General features: G+C 69.1%; 16 protein-coding genes and 2 pseudogenes. 10 read left to right on the plus strand and 8 right to left on the minus strand.

Annotated elements, in window-relative coordinates; genetic code table 11:
• Positions 1 to 68: 68 nt before the first annotated feature.
• Positions 69 to 536, plus strand: a pseudogene (locus AC1EJR_RS12910) (isochorismatase family protein); the annotation flags it as partial.
• Here the strand turns inward: AC1EJR_RS12910 and AC1EJR_RS12915 are convergent.
• Positions 526 to 1,218: pseudogene (locus AC1EJR_RS12915) on the minus strand (IclR family transcriptional regulator); the annotation flags it as partial. The pseudogenes AC1EJR_RS12910 and AC1EJR_RS12915 overlap by 11 nt on opposite strands.
• The gene (locus tag AC1EJR_RS12920; protein WP_477147163.1) at positions 1,215 to 2,030 is read right to left on the minus strand and encodes an IclR family transcriptional regulator; all 816 of its coding nucleotides are present in this window, start codon (positions 2,028 to 2,030) and stop codon (positions 1,215 to 1,217) included. The pseudogene AC1EJR_RS12915 and the gene AC1EJR_RS12920, both read right to left, overlap by 4 nt.
• A gap of 128 nt (positions 2,031 to 2,158) precedes the next feature.
• On the opposite strand from AC1EJR_RS12920, the gene AC1EJR_RS12925 reads away from it, so the two are divergent.
• From AC1EJR_RS12925 to AC1EJR_RS12950, 6 genes are all read left to right on the plus strand, one after another.
• Positions 2,159 to 3,088 carry a LysR family transcriptional regulator gene (locus AC1EJR_RS12925; RefSeq protein WP_477147164.1) on the plus strand — a complete coding sequence of 310 codons (930 nt, stop codon included), beginning with the start codon at positions 2,159 to 2,161 and terminating at the stop codon, positions 3,086 to 3,088.
• Positions 3,089 to 3,218: 130 nt separating this feature from the next.
• Entirely contained in the window at positions 3,219 to 4,178 is a 960-nt protein-coding gene (locus tag AC1EJR_RS12930; protein WP_477147165.1) for an MBL fold metallo-hydrolase, read from the plus strand.
• Between the two features lie 3 nt (positions 4,179 to 4,181).
• Entirely contained in the window at positions 4,182 to 5,939 is a 1,758-nt protein-coding gene (locus AC1EJR_RS12935; RefSeq protein ID WP_477147166.1) for an FAD-dependent oxidoreductase, read from the plus strand.
• 35 nt (positions 5,940 to 5,974) lie between these two features.
• Positions 5,975 to 6,166: a DUF2783 domain-containing protein gene (locus AC1EJR_RS12940; protein ID WP_092291752.1), complete on the plus strand. Its 192-nt coding sequence runs from the start codon at positions 5,975 to 5,977 to the stop codon at positions 6,164 to 6,166.
• A 48-nt stretch (positions 6,167 to 6,214) separates the two neighbouring features.
• Entirely contained in the window at positions 6,215 to 6,631 is a 417-nt protein-coding gene (locus AC1EJR_RS12945) for a hypothetical protein (RefSeq protein ID WP_477147167.1), read from the plus strand.
• A 229-nt stretch (positions 6,632 to 6,860) separates the two neighbouring features.
• The gene (locus AC1EJR_RS12950) at positions 6,861 to 7,781 is read left to right on the plus strand and encodes a glutamate/aspartate ABC transporter substrate-binding protein (protein ID WP_477147168.1); all 921 of its coding nucleotides are present in this window, start codon (positions 6,861 to 6,863) and stop codon (positions 7,779 to 7,781) included.
• A gap of 18 nt (positions 7,782 to 7,799) precedes the next feature.
• On the opposite strand, the gene AC1EJR_RS12955 is transcribed toward AC1EJR_RS12950, so the two are convergent.
• Positions 7,800 to 8,699 carry a MurR/RpiR family transcriptional regulator gene (locus tag AC1EJR_RS12955; protein ID WP_477147169.1) on the minus strand — a complete coding sequence of 300 codons (900 nt, stop codon included), beginning with the start codon at positions 8,697 to 8,699 and terminating at the stop codon, positions 7,800 to 7,802.
• Between the two features lie 182 nt (positions 8,700 to 8,881).
• On the opposite strand from AC1EJR_RS12955, the gene AC1EJR_RS12960 reads away from it, so the two are divergent.
• From AC1EJR_RS12960 to AC1EJR_RS12970, 3 genes are read left to right on the plus strand one after another with little or no spacing between them, the layout of a single operon-like run.
• Positions 8,882 to 10,207, plus strand: coding sequence for an aspartate aminotransferase family protein (locus AC1EJR_RS12960; protein ID WP_092291759.1), 1,326 nt, complete (start codon positions 8,882 to 8,884; stop codon positions 10,205 to 10,207).
• Positions 10,208 to 10,222: 15 nt separating this feature from the next.
• A complete protein-coding gene (locus AC1EJR_RS12965; protein ID WP_218158018.1) occupies positions 10,223 to 11,071 on the plus strand; it encodes a beta-keto acid cleavage family enzyme in 849 nt (282 codons plus the stop codon).
• A gap of 59 nt (positions 11,072 to 11,130) precedes the next feature.
• Positions 11,131 to 12,327: a pyridoxal phosphate-dependent aminotransferase gene (locus AC1EJR_RS12970; protein WP_092291761.1), complete on the plus strand. Its 1,197-nt coding sequence runs from the start codon at positions 11,131 to 11,133 to the stop codon at positions 12,325 to 12,327.
• Between the two features lie 132 nt (positions 12,328 to 12,459).
• Here AC1EJR_RS12970 and AC1EJR_RS12975 read toward each other — a convergent pair whose 3' ends face one another.
• From AC1EJR_RS12975 to AC1EJR_RS12995, 5 genes are read right to left on the minus strand one after another with little or no spacing between them, the layout of a single operon-like run.
• A complete protein-coding gene (locus tag AC1EJR_RS12975; protein ID WP_477113344.1) occupies positions 12,460 to 13,884 on the minus strand; it encodes an efflux transporter outer membrane subunit in 1,425 nt (474 codons plus the stop codon).
• Positions 13,885 to 13,893: 9 nt separating this feature from the next.
• Positions 13,894 to 15,036, minus strand: a complete 1,143-nt coding sequence (locus AC1EJR_RS12980; RefSeq protein WP_441591645.1) for an ABC transporter permease — start codon at positions 15,034 to 15,036, stop codon at positions 13,894 to 13,896.
• The gene (locus AC1EJR_RS12985; RefSeq protein ID WP_477147170.1) at positions 15,033 to 16,019 is read right to left on the minus strand and encodes an ABC transporter ATP-binding protein; all 987 of its coding nucleotides are present in this window, start codon (positions 16,017 to 16,019) and stop codon (positions 15,033 to 15,035) included. Before AC1EJR_RS12985 ends, AC1EJR_RS12980 begins: the two co-directional genes overlap by 4 nt.
• Positions 16,016 to 16,987 (minus strand): HlyD family secretion protein, encoded by a 972-nt coding sequence (locus AC1EJR_RS12990; protein ID WP_477113346.1) that lies wholly within the window; start codon positions 16,985 to 16,987, stop codon positions 16,016 to 16,018. Before AC1EJR_RS12990 ends, AC1EJR_RS12985 begins: the two co-directional genes overlap by 4 nt.
• 16 nt (positions 16,988 to 17,003) lie before the next feature.
• Positions 17,004 to 17,708 carry a TetR/AcrR family transcriptional regulator gene (locus tag AC1EJR_RS12995; RefSeq protein WP_092291771.1) on the minus strand — a complete coding sequence of 235 codons (705 nt, stop codon included), beginning with the start codon at positions 17,706 to 17,708 and terminating at the stop codon, positions 17,004 to 17,006.
• Between the last annotated feature and the right edge of the window lie 49 nt (positions 17,709 to 17,757).

Here is a 17,757-nt window from a genome sequence, read left to right on the forward strand (position 1 = left end):
ACAGCGAAAAGCAATAAAACTGAACGAATCAACCTTTAGCTACCGGAGAAACCACCATGTCGAACGCCACGTCGTTCTCCGGTTACACCTACCCCGAAATCCTCGAYGTCTTCCCGGGCCAGCAGACGCTGGAACGSACCTCGATGAACTCSTGGGATGACCAGAAGGTGCGCGACGCGCTGGCCGCCAACGGCCGCAAGAAGATCGTCGTGGCCGGCCTGTGGACCGAGGTCTGCAACACGACCTTYGCCCTGAGCGCGATGCTGGAAGGKGACTACGAGATCTAYATGGTSGCCGAYGCCTCGGGCGGCACGACCAAGGAAGCGCACGACTACGCCATGCAACGCATGATCCAGGCCGGCGTGGTGCCGGTGACGTGGCAGCAGGTGCTGCTGGAATGGCAGCGTGACTGGAAGAACAAGGAAACGTACGACGCCGTGACCGGCCTGGCCAAGCAACACTCGGGCGCCTACGGCATGGGCATCGACTACGCCTACACGATGGTCCACAAGGCCGCGCAGCGCACGCAGACATGACCGCGATGACGATGGCCAGCACTCCGGTATGGTCGAACACCGGCGCGGCCAGCGTGTCGATGCCGGGCACCGGCTTGCTGACGGCGTTGTCGATCCCTGTCGCTCTCACCGCCTTCAGCCGGTTGGCATAGCCCGCCGGCGTCCCGCCCGGGGTGCCGGCCATGCGGATGGCGTCCTGCGCCAGCGCGCCGGCCAGTACGTCGGCCGGCAGATGGGCGGCGAAGGTCCGCCCGATCGCCGTGTTGACCATCGACAACACCGTGCCAACCCGCAGGCTCACATGCTGGGGTCGCGCCGCTTCCTCCAGCCGGATCACGGTGGGCCCCAGCGGGCCAAGCACCGCCATCGCCACAGACAACCCGGTGGCATGGGCCAGGGCGATGATCTCCGGCTCGGCCTCCCGGGTGGGCGACAGCCGCTGCAGCGCCACCAGCCCCAAATCCAGGCTCAACGCCCCGGCCACGAAATCCCCCGATGCATTGCGCGACAGCAGCCCGATCTTCTGCAGGCTGACCAGATGCGGAAACGCCTTGGCCGGCACCATGCCGGCCGCGCGCGCCAGTTCGCCCAGCGGCAGGGGCCGTCCGGCCGCGACCAGTGCCATCAGCAGCTGCCCCGTGTTGTCGAGCGACTGGATGCCGCGTTGCGGCTTGGCGCCGCCGGGGAGCGTGTCGTCGTTCATGCGGGCGCCTTGTCGATGTTGGCGGCGATGGCGGAGGCGATGTCCTCCGCGGCGTCGCGCAGGGCGGCGGCCACCGGGCCGGTCCAGTCCACGTCGATGCCACCCGTGGAGCCGATCACCGTTAGCACCAGCCGTAGCGCGCCATCGCCATCCCGCAACGGCACGGCGAGGCTGCTCACGGCGGGGCTGGGCGAGTCGATGCTGCGCTCCATGCCGCGCGCGCGGATGTCCTCTAGCTGATGCAGGAAGCCGGGCAGGTCGGCGCCCTGCGGATGCTGCCGCGCCCAGATGTCCTGCCAGTGCCCGGGCGGCTGGAACGCGCAGTAGGTGCGGMCGGTGGCGGTGGCGGCGAGCGCCATGACCGTGCCGACGTGCAGGTTCACATGCAGCGGCGTGCCGGCGTGGGCGTAATGGACGATGGTCGGCCCCTGTGGCGTAGGCAGGCTGATCGCCACGCTGAAGCCGATGCGGGCGGCCAGCGCCTGCACGCGCGGCACGGCGGCGCGATAGGCTGGATCGTGGTCGAGGTGAAGCATGCCGAGCCGCAGCGCCAGCGGGCCGGGCTCGTAGTAACCGTCGATATGGTCGCGCTTGATCAGCCCGAGCCGCGTCAGGCTGACCAGATAGGTGTGCGCCTGCGCAGGCGCCAGTTGGGCGGCGGCGGCGAGGTCGGCCAGCGACATCGGCCGGCGCGCGTCGGCCAGCGCGCGCAGCACGCGGCCGCCCACCTCCACGCTCTGGATGCCGCGCTGCGTGCGCTCGGTGCTGTCGGCGCTATCGGTACTGTCGATGCTGTCGATGGGTGGGGCCATGCGGCGTCTGCCCGGGGTCCATGCTGGGGAAGCCCAGATAGTAATGGAATCCCTCCGGGAAACCATCCGCAGATCATGCCGCCCGGCGTACCATGCCTGCTTCATTGACAACCAGAGGTTGGCAACGCATGGACAAGGCCAGGGTGTTGACGCTGTTCCTGGGCGTGGTGCGCGCCAAGAGCTTCGCGCGGGCGGCCGTGGAGGCCGAGGTCACGCCGCAGGCGGTCAGCAAGGCAGTGCGCACGCTGGAGGAATACCTCGGCGTGCGGCTGTTCCATCGCACCACGCGCAAGCTGAGCCTGACCACCGAGGGCGCCCGGCTGTTCGAGCTGGCCGAGCCGGGCATGCGCCAGCTTGACGAGGCGCTCGAGCAGGTGCGCAGCAGCCGCAGCGAGGATGACGGCATGGTCCGCGTGACCGCGCCGCACTCGGTGGGCGCCCGCGTGCTGGTGCCGCTGATCCGGGCCTTCCGGGAGGAATACCCGGGCATCACCTTCGATGTGGTGCTCACTGACCTGTTCACCGATCTGGTCGAGGCGAAGATCKACATCGGCTTCCGCGCCGGCACCAGCCCCGGCCAGAACCTCGTCGCCCGCAAGCTGTGCGACCTGCCGCTGCTGATCTGCGCCGCCCCCGAATACCTGGCTCGCCATGGCACGCCGGACTCGCTCGACGCCCTGCGCAGCCACGCCTGCACCGGCTTCCGCCGGGCGGTCACGGGCCGGCTGCTGCCGTGGGAGCTGATGGTCGATGGCGATCTCGTCTACCTGGAGGTGCCGGCCGTGGCCACCTTCAGCGATGTGGAGACCGAGATCGAGGCGGTGCGCGCCGGCATCGGCATCGGGCAGCTACAGGCCTACATGGTGCAGGACGATCTGGCGGCCGGTCGGCTGGTGTCGATCCTGCCCGCCTACCGCAGCAACAACGTCGGCCTCTATATGTATTACCCGCACCGCACCCACGTGCCCGCGCGGGTGCGCCGGTTCATCGACTTCGTGATGGCGGCCAGCCAGGAGACGCTGCCGGCGCTGGCCGGGGAGGGGGGTAACGGCGGGTAGGGAGTTTCCCGGACGCCGCCACAGCGGCATGCGGTCTGGCGGGTGACTTAGCAAATGACAATTCGATTTGCCATTGACTAAGATTGGTCGGCTTCCTAAGCTTGGCCTATCCCCCCGCATCGAGACCGACATGGCAAAAGCATTCGCATCCCAGGCCGACCTGGAAGCCAAGCAGATCACCTTCACCCAGTTGTCCGAGAACGCCTACGCCTACACGGCCGAGGGCGACCCCAACTCGGGCGTGATCATCGGCGACGACGGCGTGCTGATCGTCGACACCACCGCCACCCCGGCGATGGCGCAGGATCTGATCGCCCGCATCCGCCAGATTACCGACAAGCCGATCAAGTACGTGGTGCTCTCGCACTACCACGCGGTGCGCGTGCTGGGCGCGTCGGCGTACTTCGCCGAAGGGGCGCAGCAGGTTATCGCCAGCCGGGGCACCTACGAGATGATCGTGGAGCGCGGCGAGGCCGACATGAAGTCCGAGATCGAGCGCTTTCCGCGCCTGTTCGCCGGCGTGGAGACCGTGCCGGGCCTGACCTGGCCGACGCTGGTCTTCGACAAGGAAATCACCCTGTTCCTCGGCAAGCTGGAGGTACGCATTGCCCATCTGGGCGCCGGCCACACCAAAGGCGACACCGTGGTCTGGCTGCCGCAGCAGAAGGTGCTGTTCTCGGGCGATCTGGTCGAGTACGACGCGGCCTGTTACTGCGGCGATGCCCAGMTCGCCCAATGGCCGGCCACGCTCGACGCGCTGGCCGCGCTGCAGCCGCAGAAGCTGGTGCCGGGCCGCGGCCCCGCGCTGACMACGCCCGCCGATGTGGCCAAGGGCATCGCCTACACCAAGGACTTCGTCACCACGCTGCTGCAGGCCGGCAAGGAGGCCGTGGCGGACCGTATGGACCTGAAGGCCGCCATGGCGCACACGCGCAAGTCCATGGACCCGAAGTTCGGCCAGGTGTTCATCTACGAGCACTGCCTGCCGTTCGATGTGTCGCGCGCGTTCGACGAGGCCGCCGGCATCACCCATCCGCGCATCTGGACCGCCCAGCGCGACCAGGAGATGTGGGCCGCGCTGCAGGACTGAGCCATGGCCACGGATGCCATCGACCCGGATTACCAGCGCCAGCAGTACGCCTACACCCCGTGCGCGGAGCAGCGCCCGGGCCATGCCGCCGGCGCGCCGCATCCTGTGGTGGTAGTCGGGGCCGGCCCGGTCGGGCTGGCCACCGCCATCGACCTCGCCCGGCATGGCGTGCCGGTGGTGCTGATCGACGAGGACTGCACGCTCTCCACCGGCTCCCGCGCCATCTGCTTCGCCAAGCGCACGCTGGATATCTTCGACCGCCTCGGCTGCGCCGGGCGCATGGTCGAGAAGGGCGTGCGCTGGCACCTCGGCAAGGTCTTCCTGCGCGACAGCCTGGTCTACGCGTTCGACCTCCTGCCCGAGTCCGGCCACCAGCGCCCGGCCTTCATCAACCTCCAGCAGTATTACGTCGAGGGCTATCTGCTCGATCTGGCGMGCGCGCTGCCCCTGATCGACATCCGCTGGAAAAGCCGCGCGGTGAACCTGGAGTCGCGCGATGACCACGTGGCGCTGACCGTGGAGACGCCCGACGGCGGCTACACGCTGTGCGGCCGCTACGTGGTGGCCGCCGACGGCTCGCGCAGCGGCCTGCGCAAGCTGATGGGGCTGGAGAGCCACGGCCATACCTTCCGGGACCGCTTCCTGATTGCCGATGTGAAGATGGAGGCCGCGTTTCCGCCCGAGCGCTGGTTCTGGTTCGATCCGCCGTTTCATCCGAACCAGTCGGTGCTGCTGCACCGGCAACCGGACAACGTCTGGCGCATCGACTTCCAGCTCGGCTGGGATGCCGACCCGGTGTTGGAGAAAACACCCGAACGGGTGATCCCGCGCGTGCGGGCGCTGCTCGGCCCGGATGCGAAGTTCGAGCTGGAGTGGGTCAGCGTCTACACCTTCTCCTGCGTGCGGATGGACCACTTCCGCCATGGCCGGGTGCTGTTCGCGGGCGATGCGGCGCATGGCGTCTCGCCGTTCGGCGCGCGCGGCGCCAACAGCGGCGTGCAGGATGCCGAGAACCTCGCCTGGAAACTCGCCTATGTGCTGGCGGGCCGCGCGCCGGACAGCCTGCTGGACTCCTACGCCAGCGAGCGCGAGTTCGCCGCCGACGAGAACATCCGCCATTCCACGCGTTCGACTGATTTCATCACCCCCAAGAGCGCCGTCAGCCGCACCTTCCGCGACGCTGTACTCACGCTGGCGCGGGACCATGGGTTTGCCCGGCAACTGGTGAACAGCGGGCGGCTCTCGGTGCCGGCGGTACTGCACGCATCGCCGCTCAATACGGCCGATGGCGACGGCGAGGCCTTCGCCGGGGCGATGGTGCCGGGCGCGGCCTGCGCCGATGCGCCGGTATGCAGCATGAGCGGTGAACCGTGGCTGCTGTCCCGGCTGGGCGACCAGTTCGTGGCGCTGATCTTCGGCGCCCCGGCCGGGCTCGATGCCGCGACCCGCCGCGCGCTGCAAGCCTTGCAGCAGGGCGCGGCGCCGCTGCGGCTGGTCTTCGTGACCGATGCAGCCATCGCCGCCTCCGCCGATCCGTGGCCCGGCGCCACCGTGGTCCGCGACGTGGAAGGGCTGGCCGCCCGCCGCTACGACGCCCGCGCGGGTACCTGCTACCTGATCCGCCCGGACCAGCACGTCTGCGCGCGCTGGCGGACGGTGGATGCGGCGCGCGTCGGCGCTGCGCTGGACCGGGCCATCGGTCAGGCGGGGCAGGGCCGGCCAGCGGTGGCCCCGGCTCCCAAGCCGATGGCGATGGCGTGACTTGCCGCCCGTCGCGACAATCAGGAGACCCGCCGATGCCCCTCAACACCGCGCCGAACCTCGCGCGCCCCGACGATTTCTACGAGGCGCTGATCGACATGCATCGCGACCTCGACGACGCCGCCAGCCAGGCCGCCAACGCCCGGCTGATCCTGCTACTGGCCAACCATATCGGCGATCACCAGACGCTGCTCGAAGCCCTCGCGCTGGCCCGCGAGGCGCCGTAGGGCACCCCCGGTCGCCCTTGGGGCCGTCCGGACGCGTTAGGCGTTACCATGGCAGCACCGACCACAGGGAAGGAGTTCGTCATGCCGAGCCGTTGCCTTGCCGCAGTGAAGTGCCATGCCGTCGTTCTCCTCGCGCTGGGTGCCTGCCTCCCGGCCTATGCCCAGAATCCGCCCCAGCCCGGCGGCACGGCCGCCATCGACAACGTGATTGGCGATGCCGTGAAGGAAGGCGAGTCGCCCTACCGCCCCATGCCGMGCCCGCCCGGCGCCGCCGCGCCCACCCAGCAGACCATCGACGACGCCGAATGCCAGCAACTGATGGCGCAGATGAACGAGACACCCAAGCGCAGCTACAAGTCAGGCGCGCCGGTGGAGAACAGCCAGGGCAACGACGTGCTGTCCGTCGAGCGCGACCGCAGCCGCCGGCAGTTGCAGAAGACGTTCAAGGAGAAGTGCGGGGCGTAGAACTGCTGCGCCGCAGCATTCCCCGGCCATCCCAACGCCGTGCCACCAACGCCCCGACCCGGGGCGTTTTTCTTTCCGGCTGCCCCCCTTGTGGCTCCCTTCTCGCTCCTTTGTTGCACCATCCCCGGGAATAACACATTTGTTTCATGGTAATCCATGATGGAACACTTGTTGCTCAATGCCTAGCATTGCAACACCTGACGCATCCATTCAAACAGGAGTGTTTTCCATGCCCAAGTCGATTTCCGTCCGCCCGGTGCTGCGCCTGATCGCTGCCGCCGCCGTCCTGGCCACCGCAGCCCCGGCCTTCGCGGTCGACGTGGCCGCCAGCCCGACGCTCACCAAGATCAAGTCGTCCGGCACGATCTCGATCGGGCACCKGACCTCGTCGATCCCGTTCTCGTACTACGACGCCAGCCAGAAGGTGATCGGCTTCTCGCAGGACATCTGCGACCGGGTGATCGATAGCGTGAAGAAGGAAGTGGGCGCGGCCAGCCTGCAGGTGCGCATGGTGCCGGTGACCTCGCAGAACCGGATCTCGCTGGTACAGAACGGCACGGTGGACCTGGAGTGCGGCGTCACCACGAACCTCAAGTCCCGCCAGCAGCAGGTGGCGTTCTCGACCACGTTCTTCGTGGCCGGCACGCGGCTGCTGGTGAAGAAGGGCAGCCCGATCCATGACTTTGGCGATTTGTCGGGCAAGGCCGTGGTGACCAATGCCGGCACGACTTCGGAGCGGATCCTGCGCAAGCTCAACGACGAGAAGCAGGCCAATATCACCATCCAAAGCGCCAAGGACTACGGCGAGTCCTTCCTGATCCTGCAGTCGGGCCGGGTGGCCGCGTTCATGATGGATGACGTGCTGCTGTCGGGCGCCCGCACGCTGGCGCAGAACCCCGGCGACTGGACCGTGGTCGGCACGCCGCAGTCGTTCGAGGCCTACGCGTTCATGCTGCGCAAGGACGATCCCGGCTTCAAGCAGGTGGTGGACGGCGCCATCAGCGGCCTGATCAAGAGCGGCGAGATCAACACGCTGTACGCCAAATGGTTCGCCAAGCCGGTGCCGCCCAAGAACATCAGCTTCGACCTGCCGCTCAGCGAGCCGATGAAGAAGGCCTACGCCAGCCCCAACGACGAGGCGTTCGAATAAGTCCGAAAGACGGCCGGCTTAGCCGCGCTGGGCGGGCAGGTAGGCGCCGGTGCGGTGGAGCTGGCCCTCGGTCTGCTCCAGCGCGCGAATCGCACCCTTGCCCTTGCGGGCCAGCAGTTGCTCGACCAAGGCCTCGACCATCGCCACGCCAGCCGTGATCGACGGGAAGAAAGACGGGCTGTCGATGGCGAACAGCAGCGTGCAGTCCGCCTCCAGCGCGATGGGCGCCACCGTGCTGTCGGTCAGCGCCACGACCTTGCAACCGGCCTCCCGCGCGGCCGAGGCCACGCGCAGGCTCTCCTGCGAGTACGGCGCGAAGGCGGTGACCAGCACCACGTCCTTGGCGGTCAGCGCGCGCAGCTCCATCTCCAGCGTGCCGGCGTCGCCGCGCACCAGATGCACCGAACTGCGGAACAGCCGGTAGATATAGTGGAACGTGAACGCGATCGGGAAGCACGAGMGGAAGCCGGCCACGTAGACATTGGGCGCCGCCGCGAGCAGGTCGGCGGCCTGCGGCAGCGTCTCGGCATTGTTGGCCAGCAGGGCGTCCAGGTTGTGATGCTGCACCTCGATCATCTCGGCCAGCATCCGGTTGGAGCCGCTCTCCTTCACCACCTTGCGCGCCCGCTTGGCGTAGGGCTGCGCCCCCTGGTCGCGCATCGCCTCCATGAACAGCTCGCGCAGGCCCTGCCAGCCTTCGAAACCGAGCGACTGCGACAGCCGCACAAGTGTCGCGGGCTGCACTCCGGCATTGGCGGCCACCTTGCGCATCGAATGCAGCGCGATGTCATGCGGATGGTCGAGCAGGTAGCGCGCGCCGCTCTGGAACTGCGCGCTCAGCGTCGGGAAATCGGCGCGGAGCTGGGTCAGCAGGGCATCGAGCGAAGAGGGCGAGGCAGGGGTGGTGTCAGGGGACATGGGCGAGGGCGGAGCGCGGAATGCAACGATTGTTGCACAGGTCGGCGCCCCGTCCCCACGTCGATTGCTGGATCGAGTGTTTCTTTTTTATCGATCAATGAAACACATGTTGCAAAGAGGGTGCGCTTGTTCCTATACTCGCACCTGATCTCGGCGCCCCGCACAGGACAGCTTCTTCCATCATGACGCACGTATTCCATCGCAATCCCAAGCAAACCATGCCCGTGGCCGTTGGCGGCCAGGGGATCGAGCTGATCGACAGCACCGGCCGCCGTTACCTGGATGCCTCGGGCGGCGCGGCGGTGTCGTGCCTCGGTCACGGCCACCCGCGCGTGGTGGCGGCCATCAAGGCGCAGGTGGATACGCTTGCCTACGCCCACACCTCGTTCTTCACCACGGAAGTCTCCGAGACACTGGCGCGCACGCTGGCCGAGGCCGCGCCGGGGGATCTCGATCACGTCTACTTCGTCTCGGGCGGCTCGGAGGCCGTGGAAGCCGCGCTGAAGCTCGCGCGCCAGTATTTCGTCGAGACCGGCCAGCCGGCGCGCCGCCACTTCATCGCGCGCCGCCAGAGCTACCACGGCAACACGCTCGGCGCGCTGGCGATTGGCGGCAACGCGTGGCGGCGCGAGCCGTTCCTGCCGCTGCTGGTGCCTGCGCACCATGTGTCGCCGTGCTATGCGTACCGCGACCAGGCCGCCGGCGAGACGGACGCCCAGTATGCGCAACGGCTGGCGGACGAACTCGAAGCCAAGATCCTCGAACTGGGGCCGGAGAGCGTGGCCGCCTTCGTCGCCGAAACCGTGGTCGGCGCCACGGCCGGCGCGGTGCCGCCGGTGGGCGACTACCTGAAGCGCATCCGCGCCGTGTGCGACAAGTACGGCGTGCTGCTGATCCTCGACGAGGTGATGTCGGGCATGGGCCGCACCGGCCACCTGTTCGCCTGCGCGGAAGACGGCGTGGTGCCGGACATCGTCACCATCGCCAAGGGCCTCGGCGCCGGCTACCAGCCGATTGGCGCGATGATGTCCACGCGCCGGATCTACGAAGCCATCGTAGGCGGCAGCGGTTTCTTCCAGCACGGCCATACCTATATCGGCCACGCCACGGCCTGCGCGGCGGCGCTCGCCGTGCAGCAGACCATCGCCGAGGACAATCTGCTCGATAACGTGCTGGCGCGTGGCGAGCAGTTGCGCGCGCGGCTGCGCGAGGCGCTGGGCGATCATCCGAATCTGGGCGATGTGCGTGGGCGCGGGCTGTTCGTCGGCGTGGAGTTCGTGGCCGACCGCGCCACCCAGGCCACGCTCGACCCGGCCCGCAAGACCCACGCGGCGCTMAAGCGCACGTGCATGGCGCACGGCGTGCTGGTCTATCCGATGGGCGGCACCGTCGATGGCGTGCACGGTGACCATGTGCTGTTTGCACCGCCTTTCATCTGCACGGCCGCGGACATCGACAATATCGTGGACCGTTTCGCACAGGCCGTGCGCGTGGTCCTGCCCGCTTGAGATTGAGATACCCCCATGACTGAAGACATCCTGCGCCGTCCCTTCGCGCTGGCCGTGGCGCCCAACGGCGCCCGCAAGACCCACGCGGATCACGCGCGGCTGCCCATGACCCCGGACGAGCTGGCGCAATGCGCCCGCGAATGCGTGGAGGCCGGCGCCGCCATGATCCACCTGCACGTGCGACGCGCCGATGGCACGCACAGCCTGGAGGTGGCCGACTACGCGCCGGCCATCGCGGCGGTGCGGCAGGCCGTGGGCGACGCGCTGGTCCTGCAACTGACCACCGAGGCCGTCGGCATTTACCAGCCGGCCCAGCAGATCGCCACCGTCCGGGCGCTGCGCCCCGAGGCGGCGTCCGTGGCCGTGCGCGAACTGGTGCCGGACCCCGCCGCCCTGCCGGTCGCCGCCGAGTTCTTCGGCTGGATGCACCGCGAGCACGTGGTGGCCCAGTACATCCTCTACGACGCCGCCGACGTGCACCGCTACGCCGCGCTGCGCGAAAGCGGGGCGATCCCGGCCGGGCGCCACTGGGTGCTGTTCGTGCTGGGCCGCTATTCGGCGGGACAGAAGTCGACGCCGGCGGACCTGCTGCCGTTCCTCGCCGCCTGGCGCGAGACCGGCCTGGAAGGCACCGGCGTGGAATGGGCCGTCTGCGCGTTCGGCAAGCAGGAAGCCGACTGCGCGGCCACCGCCGTGATGCTCGGCGGCCACGCGCGCATCGGCTTCGAAAACAACATGGCCCTGCCGGATGGCGCTACGGCGCCGGACAATGCGGCGCTGCTGCGCGCCGTGGCGTCGCCGCTGGGCGGGCTGGGCTATGGGGCGATGACKGCCGCGCAACTGCGCGAGCGGTTCGCAGACTGACGACTTTCGCCGTTTCCGCTACGCTGGCGGCTTCATCGTCCCTCACCCCCGGAGCACAGATGTCCCAGCCGCCTGTTTCCCCTGCCACTGCGCCGCTGGCGCGAGACACCGTGCGCAGCCTGCGCGCGTCGCGCATCCGCGAGGTGGCCAACGCGGGTATCGGCCTGCCCGATGTACTGCCGTTCTGGTTCGGCGAGTCGGATCAGGTCACGCCGGCATTCATCCGGGATGCCGCCAGCCAGGCGCTGGCGTCCGGCGCCACGTTCTACACCCACAACCTTGGCATTCCGCCGCTGCGCGCCGCGCTGGCCGGCTACGTGAGCCGCCTGCACGGCGACACGCCGGTCGGCAACGTGGCCGTGACCAGCGCCGGCGTCAACGCGCTGATGCTGGCCGCCCAGCTCGTCACCGGCCCCGGCGACCGCGTGGTGGCCGTGACGCCGCTCTGGCCCAACCTCGTCGAGATCCCGCGCATCCTCGGCGCCACGGTGGAGACGGTGACGCTGGACTACGGCCCACACGGCTGGGCGCTCGACCTGGACAAGCTGCTCGCCGCGCTGACGCCGGGCACGCGCGCGGTGATGATCAATTCGCCGAACAATCCCACCGGCTGGGTCATGCCGCGCGCCGCCCAGCAGGCCGTGTTCGACCACTGCCAGCGGCACGGCATCTGGATCATCGCCGACGAGGTCTACGAACGGCTCTACTACGGCCCGGAAGGGACCATCGCGCCGTCCTTCCTCGACATCGCCCCGCGCGAGGCCCGCGTGATTGCCGTCAATTCGTTCTCCAAGGCATGGCTGATGACCGGCTGGCGCCTCGGCTGGATGGTGCTGCCGGCGGCGCTGATGGACGACCTCGGCAAGCTGGTGGAATACAACACCTCCTGCGCGCCGTCGTTCGTGCAGGAAGCCGGCGTGGTGGCGGTGACCGAAGGCGAGGCGTTCACGCAGGATCTGGTGCAGCGCCTGCGCGGCGCCCGCGATCACCTCGTCGGTGCGCTGTCGGCGCTGCCCGGCGTGGATGCCCACGCGCCGGAAGGCGCGATGTACGTCTTCTTCAAGCTGGCCGGCACCACGGACAGCCTCGCGCTCTGCAAGCAACTGGTGCGGGAAGCCCACCTCGGGCTGGCCCCCGGCAGCGCGTTCGGAGATGAGGGCGAGGGCTTCGTGCGCTGGTGCTATGCGTGTGACGTGGAGCGGCTGGATGAGGGGGTTCGGCGGTTGAGGGGGTTTTTGGCGGCTGGACTTCGCTGAAGCGCTGGCCCTCTCCCCCGGCCCCTCTCCCAGAGGGAGAGGGGAGCTAACCGAGGGCCTATCAAAGGCTGTCTGGGGTCTCCTCTCGCCCGCTTGCGGGAGAGGGGCCGGGGGAGAGGGCAGGCGTGTCAGTCACTCCCATCCCCCGCCCAGCGCCTGCATCAGTGCCGCGGAGTCTGCCAGCCGGGCGGCGGTGGCCTGGGACAGGTCGAGGGCGGCCTGGCGGGATTGGCGCTCGGCGTCCAGCAGGGTGAACTGGCTGACGCCGCCGAGCCGGTATTGCTCCGTGACGATGGCCAGCGTGCCGCGCGTCTGGCGGGCGTTGTCCTCGCGGGCCTGGAGCGTGGCGGCGTCGGCGTCGAGCGCGCGCAGGGTATCGGCCACGTTCTGCAGGCCTTGCAGCACCGCCTGCTGGTAGGCGCCGAGCGACTGCTCGTAGGCCGCCTCCTTGGCCCGCTTGCGGGCGCGCAGCTCGCCGCCATGGAACACGGGCTGGACCACGCCGGCCGCCAGGCTCCACACATTCATGCTGCTGAACAGGTCGCGCGCGCGCATCTCCTGCGTGCCGCCGCTGGCCGTCAGCGTGATCTGCGGATAGAGGTTGGCCGTGGCCACGCCGATATCGGCCGATGCCTGATGCAGCAGCGCCTCCGCCGCGCGGATGTCGGGGCGGCGGCGGGCCAGTTCGGCGGGCAGGCTGACTGGCAGCGTCTCCGGCAGGGTCAGGTCGGCGAGCCCGAATTCGGGCAACTGCGCGCTGGCCGGGGTCTGGCCGAGGTAGACGGCCAACTGGTGGCGCGTGACATCGATCTTCTGGGAGAGGCCCGGAATCAGCGCCTGCGTCTGCGCCAGTTCGGCCTGCTGGCGCTGTACGTCCACGCGCGCCACGCCGCCCACCTTGAGGCGCTCGGTCATGATGCCGAGCTGGCGGCGCTGCGCGTCGGCCATCGCCACGGTATCGGCCAGCTGGGCGCGCAGCCCGGCTTCGCGGATCGCCGCCGTCACCACATTGGCGGCCAGCGAGAGCCGTGCGGCCTCAAGTTCGTAGCGCTGGTAATCGACCGCCGCCTGCAAGCCTTCCAGTTCGCGCCGCTGCCCGCCGAAGAGGTCCAGCGCGTAGGAGACCTGCACGGTGGCGTTGTAGAGCGTGAACGGGCCCGGGCTGGGGAACTGGGTGATGCCGACCGAGGTCAGGTCCACCTGCTGGCGCGTGGCGTTGAGCGAGGCATCGACAGTGGGAAACCGCGTGGCGCCGGTGCGCGCGTTGAGGTTCTCCTGCGCCTCCCGCAGCCGGGCGCGGGCCTGCGTGAGCGTGGGACTGGCTTCCAGCGCGGCGCGCACGGTGGCGTCCAGTTTGTCGCTGCCGAACAGGGTCCACCATTGCTGGGGCAGGTCCCCCGGCACGAAGGACTGGGACTTGCCCAGCGCCGGCACGGTCGCCACTGGCTGCGGCCCCGGCGTGTAGCGCGCGTCCGGCACGGCATCGGGGGACTTGAAATCGGGGCCGACCGCGCAGCCGGCCAGCGAGAGCAACAGGACAAGCGAGAAGACTCGCATGGCATTCCCTCAGTCGAGCGTGCGCTTGTAGAAGCGCACCGCGATGGTCATGACGATGGCCGTGAACAGCGCCACCGGCCAGACGTTCGGCCACAACTCCAGCCAGCCGCTGCCCTTGAGCAGGATGCTGCGGATCATCCGGTTGAAGTAGGTCATCGGCAGCACGTTGCCGATCCACTGCGCCCACGTCGGCATCCCGGCGAACGGGAACATGAAGCCGGACAGCAGGATGTTGGGCAGGAAGTAGAAGAACGTGAGCTGCACCGCCTGGAGCTGGTTCTTGGCCAGCGAGGACAGCGTGATGCCCACCGTCAGGTTGGCCGCGATGAACAGCAGCGCCGCCAGGTACACGCCCACCACCGAGCCGAGAAAGGGCACCTGGAACACATAACGCGCCGCCAGCAGGATGATGGTGGACTGGATCAGGCCGATGAAGATGTACGGCACGATCTTGCCGGAGATGACCTCCAGCGGCTGCACCGGCGTGGCGAGCAGGTTTTCCATCGTGCCGCGCTCGCGTTCGCGGGTCATCGCCAGGCCGGTCATCATCACCATCGTCATGGTCAGGATCACGCCCATCAGGCCCGGGACGATGTTGTACTGGGTGATGCCCTCGGGGTTGTAGAGGCGCTGCACGTTGACGTCGAAGGCGGGTTTGCCGCCGGCCAGCGGGGCCAGCGCGCCCTTGAGGTCGATGCGCGCCACGCTGACCGGCAGCTGCGCCAGTGCGCCGATCGCCGGGCCGGTGGCCGAGGGGTCGGTGGCGTCGGCCTCGACCAGGATCTCGGGGCGCTCGCCGCGCAGCAGCTTGCGCGAGAAATCGGTGGGGATGCTGACCACGAACTGCACGTCGCCGCGCAGCAGCGCCTCGCGCCCGGCGGCCTCGTCCGGCAGGGTGCGCACCACGCGGAAATAGGTGGTGTTCTCCAGCGCGTGGACGAAGGTGCGCGAGAAGTCGCTATGTTCGGCGACGATCACCGCAGTCGGCATATGGCGCGGGTCGCTGTTGATGGCGAAGCCGAACAGCAGCAGCTGCATGATCGGCAGGCCGACGATCATGCCGAAGGTGATGCGGTCGCGCCGTAGCTGGAGGAACTCCTTCAGCACGATGCTCCACCAGCGCTGGACGGAGAAGCGGGCGTTGGCGCTCACGATTGCCCCTTCGCTGGCTTGGCGGACTTGCCCGGCTGCGCGGCCATGTTGTCCTGCGCGCCGCTCATCATGTGGATGAACACGTCCTCCAGGCTGGTTTCGGTCAGGTGGATGCGGTGATGCGCGCCGGCGTAGCGCTTCAGCGTCTGCTCGAGCTGGCCGGCGTCCTTGCCGGTGACGTGCAGCGCCGTGCCGAAGGCCACGGTCTGGTCCACGCCGGGCTGGCCCTGCAGCTGGGCGGAGAGCGCGGCGAGGTCGTCGCCCTCCACGCTCCACGTGGCCAGGTCCTGGCTGGCCACCACCTCCGCCGACGTGCCCTGCGCCAGCAGCCGGCCATAGGCGATATAGGCGAGCTTGTGGCAGCGCTCGGCCTCGTCCATATAGTGCGTGCTGACCAGCACCGAGATGCCGCGCGCGGCGAGCTGGTGGAGCTGCTCCCAGAAGTCGCGCCGGGCCTTGGGATCGACGCCAGCGGTGGGTTCGTCGAGCAGCAGCAGCTTGGGTTCGTGCAGCAGGCACGCCGCCAGCGCCAGCCGCTGCTTCCATCCGCCCGACAGCGAGCCGGCGAGCTGCGCGGCGCGCGATTGCAGGCCGAGGTCTTCCAGCGCTCGGTCCACGGCCTCGCGGCGATTGGGCATGGCGTAGACGCGGGCGACGAAGTCGAGGTTCTCGCGGATCGACAGGTCTTCCCAGTAGGAAAAGCGCTGCGTCATATAGCCGACGTTGCGCTTGATCTMGGCGGCCTGCTTCAGGATGTCGAAGCCCAGGCAGGTGCCCGAGCCCGAGTCCGGCGTCAGCAGCCCGCACATCATGCGGATGGAGGTGGTCTTGCCGCTGCCGTTCGGGCCGAGGAAGCCGAAGATCTCGCCGCGCGCCACCTGCATGGTCAGGTCGTTGACCACGTGCTTGTCGCCGAAGCGCTTGTTCAGCCCCTTGACGTCGATCGCCAGCGCGCCGTTGGCGCGATCCTCGGTGCCGTTCATGACTGCGCCACCTCCACGGGCTGGCCGGGGCGCAGCTTGGGGGCGTCCTCGGGCGTGGGGCGGGCCTCGATCAGGAAGACCAGCTTGCGGCGCGTTTCGTTGCTGTAGATGACGGGCGGCGTGAACTCGGCCTCGTTCGACACATAGGTGATCTTMGCTGCGACAGGCGCCGCGCAGCCGTCGCAGCGGATCTGCACCGACTGGCCGTTCTTCAGCGCGCCCACCGCCGCCTCGGGCACGTAGAAGCGCACCTTGACGTTGCCGGGCGGCAGCATGCGCACCACGGGGCTGCCGGCAGGCACCCATTCGCCGGGGCGGTAGGGCACGTCGTAGACCAGCCCGGCGGCCGTGGCGTTGACCGACTTGCGCGAGAGCTTCCATTCGGCCTGCGCCAGCGCGGCACGCGCGGCCTCTACCTGGGCCTGCTGGGCGGCGAGCTGGTCCTTGCGGCCGGGCAGGCGGGCCACGTCGATGTCCCGTTGCAGTTCGCGCACGCGCGCCGTGTCCGCATCGGCGGTGGCGCGGGTCTCATCCAGCTGCGCGCGGGAGATGCCGCCGATCTCGAACTGCGCCTCGTCGCGCTTGCGCTGGGCCGCACTGCGCGTGGCCTGGGCGCGAGCCTGCGCCAGCTGGGCCTGGTTCACGGCCACTTCCACGGGCCGCTTGCCGATCTGGATATCGGCCAGTTGCGCCTCGGCCACGCGCACCTGCTCGGCGGCCTGCTGGCGCGCGGCGCGTTCGTCGTCGGATTCGAGCACGAACAACGGCGCGCCGTCGGCGACCTGCTGGCCGCGATCGACGGTCAGCTTTTCCAGCCGCCCCGCGAAGGGCGACGCCACGGCGACGAATTCGCCCTCGACATAGCCTTGCCAGGTGACGGGCTTGTCGTTGCTGCAGGCGGCCAGCGCGGCGCAGGCGGCGAGCAGGAGGAGGCACTGCAGGAGGCACTGCGGAAGGCGGGAGGGCATGCGCGGCTCCATGGCGTTAGGTCGACGAGGGGGATGCAGGTGCGGACAGCCCGTGGGCCAGCAGGGCGGTCACGTGGCGCACCAGCGTGTCGGTGTCGATGGCTTCCGCGCCGGGCAGGCGCTGCCAGATATGGGTGGTGGCCAGCGGCAGCAGCGTGAGGCCGATCAGCGAGACCATGACCAGCGCCGGCTCCAGGCCAGGATTGAGCTGGCCGCGCGCCTGCGCCGCCATCAGCGGGCCGGTGATCAGCGTGGCGCGCTGCATGGCCACGCGCTGCACCAGCCGTTCGCGCAACTGGCCCTCGACGCCGACGATCTCGCGGATCCACAGCCCCGGGAACCACGGCGTGGCCGACGCCACCCGGATCAGCCGCCCCGCGAGACCCTGGATCAGCGTGCCGACATCGGGTGGCGACCCCTCGCCGGCGGGCGGGGCGCCGCTGAAGACCTGATCGACCAGCGGCAGCAGCCGTTCCTCGAACACGGCTTCCAGCAGTTGCTCGCGCTCGCGGAAGTAGTAGTGGACCAGCGCCGGGGTCACGCCGGCTTCGGCGGCAATCGCCTTGGTCGATGTGGCGGCTACGCCATGCCGGGCGAACAGGGTTACGGCCGCCTCGATCAGGCGGTCGCGCTGGCCGGCATCGGCGCGGGCGACGGGGCGCCCCGGGCGCCGGGCGTCAGGGCTGGGTGTGGAGTTTGGGGATGGTGGCTTGGTCGGCATGGGCGTGGCACTTCGTATCGGCTGAATATTAATTTTCGAATTAATTAAT

The organism is Cupriavidus sp. 05T42 (assembly GCF_056396345.1).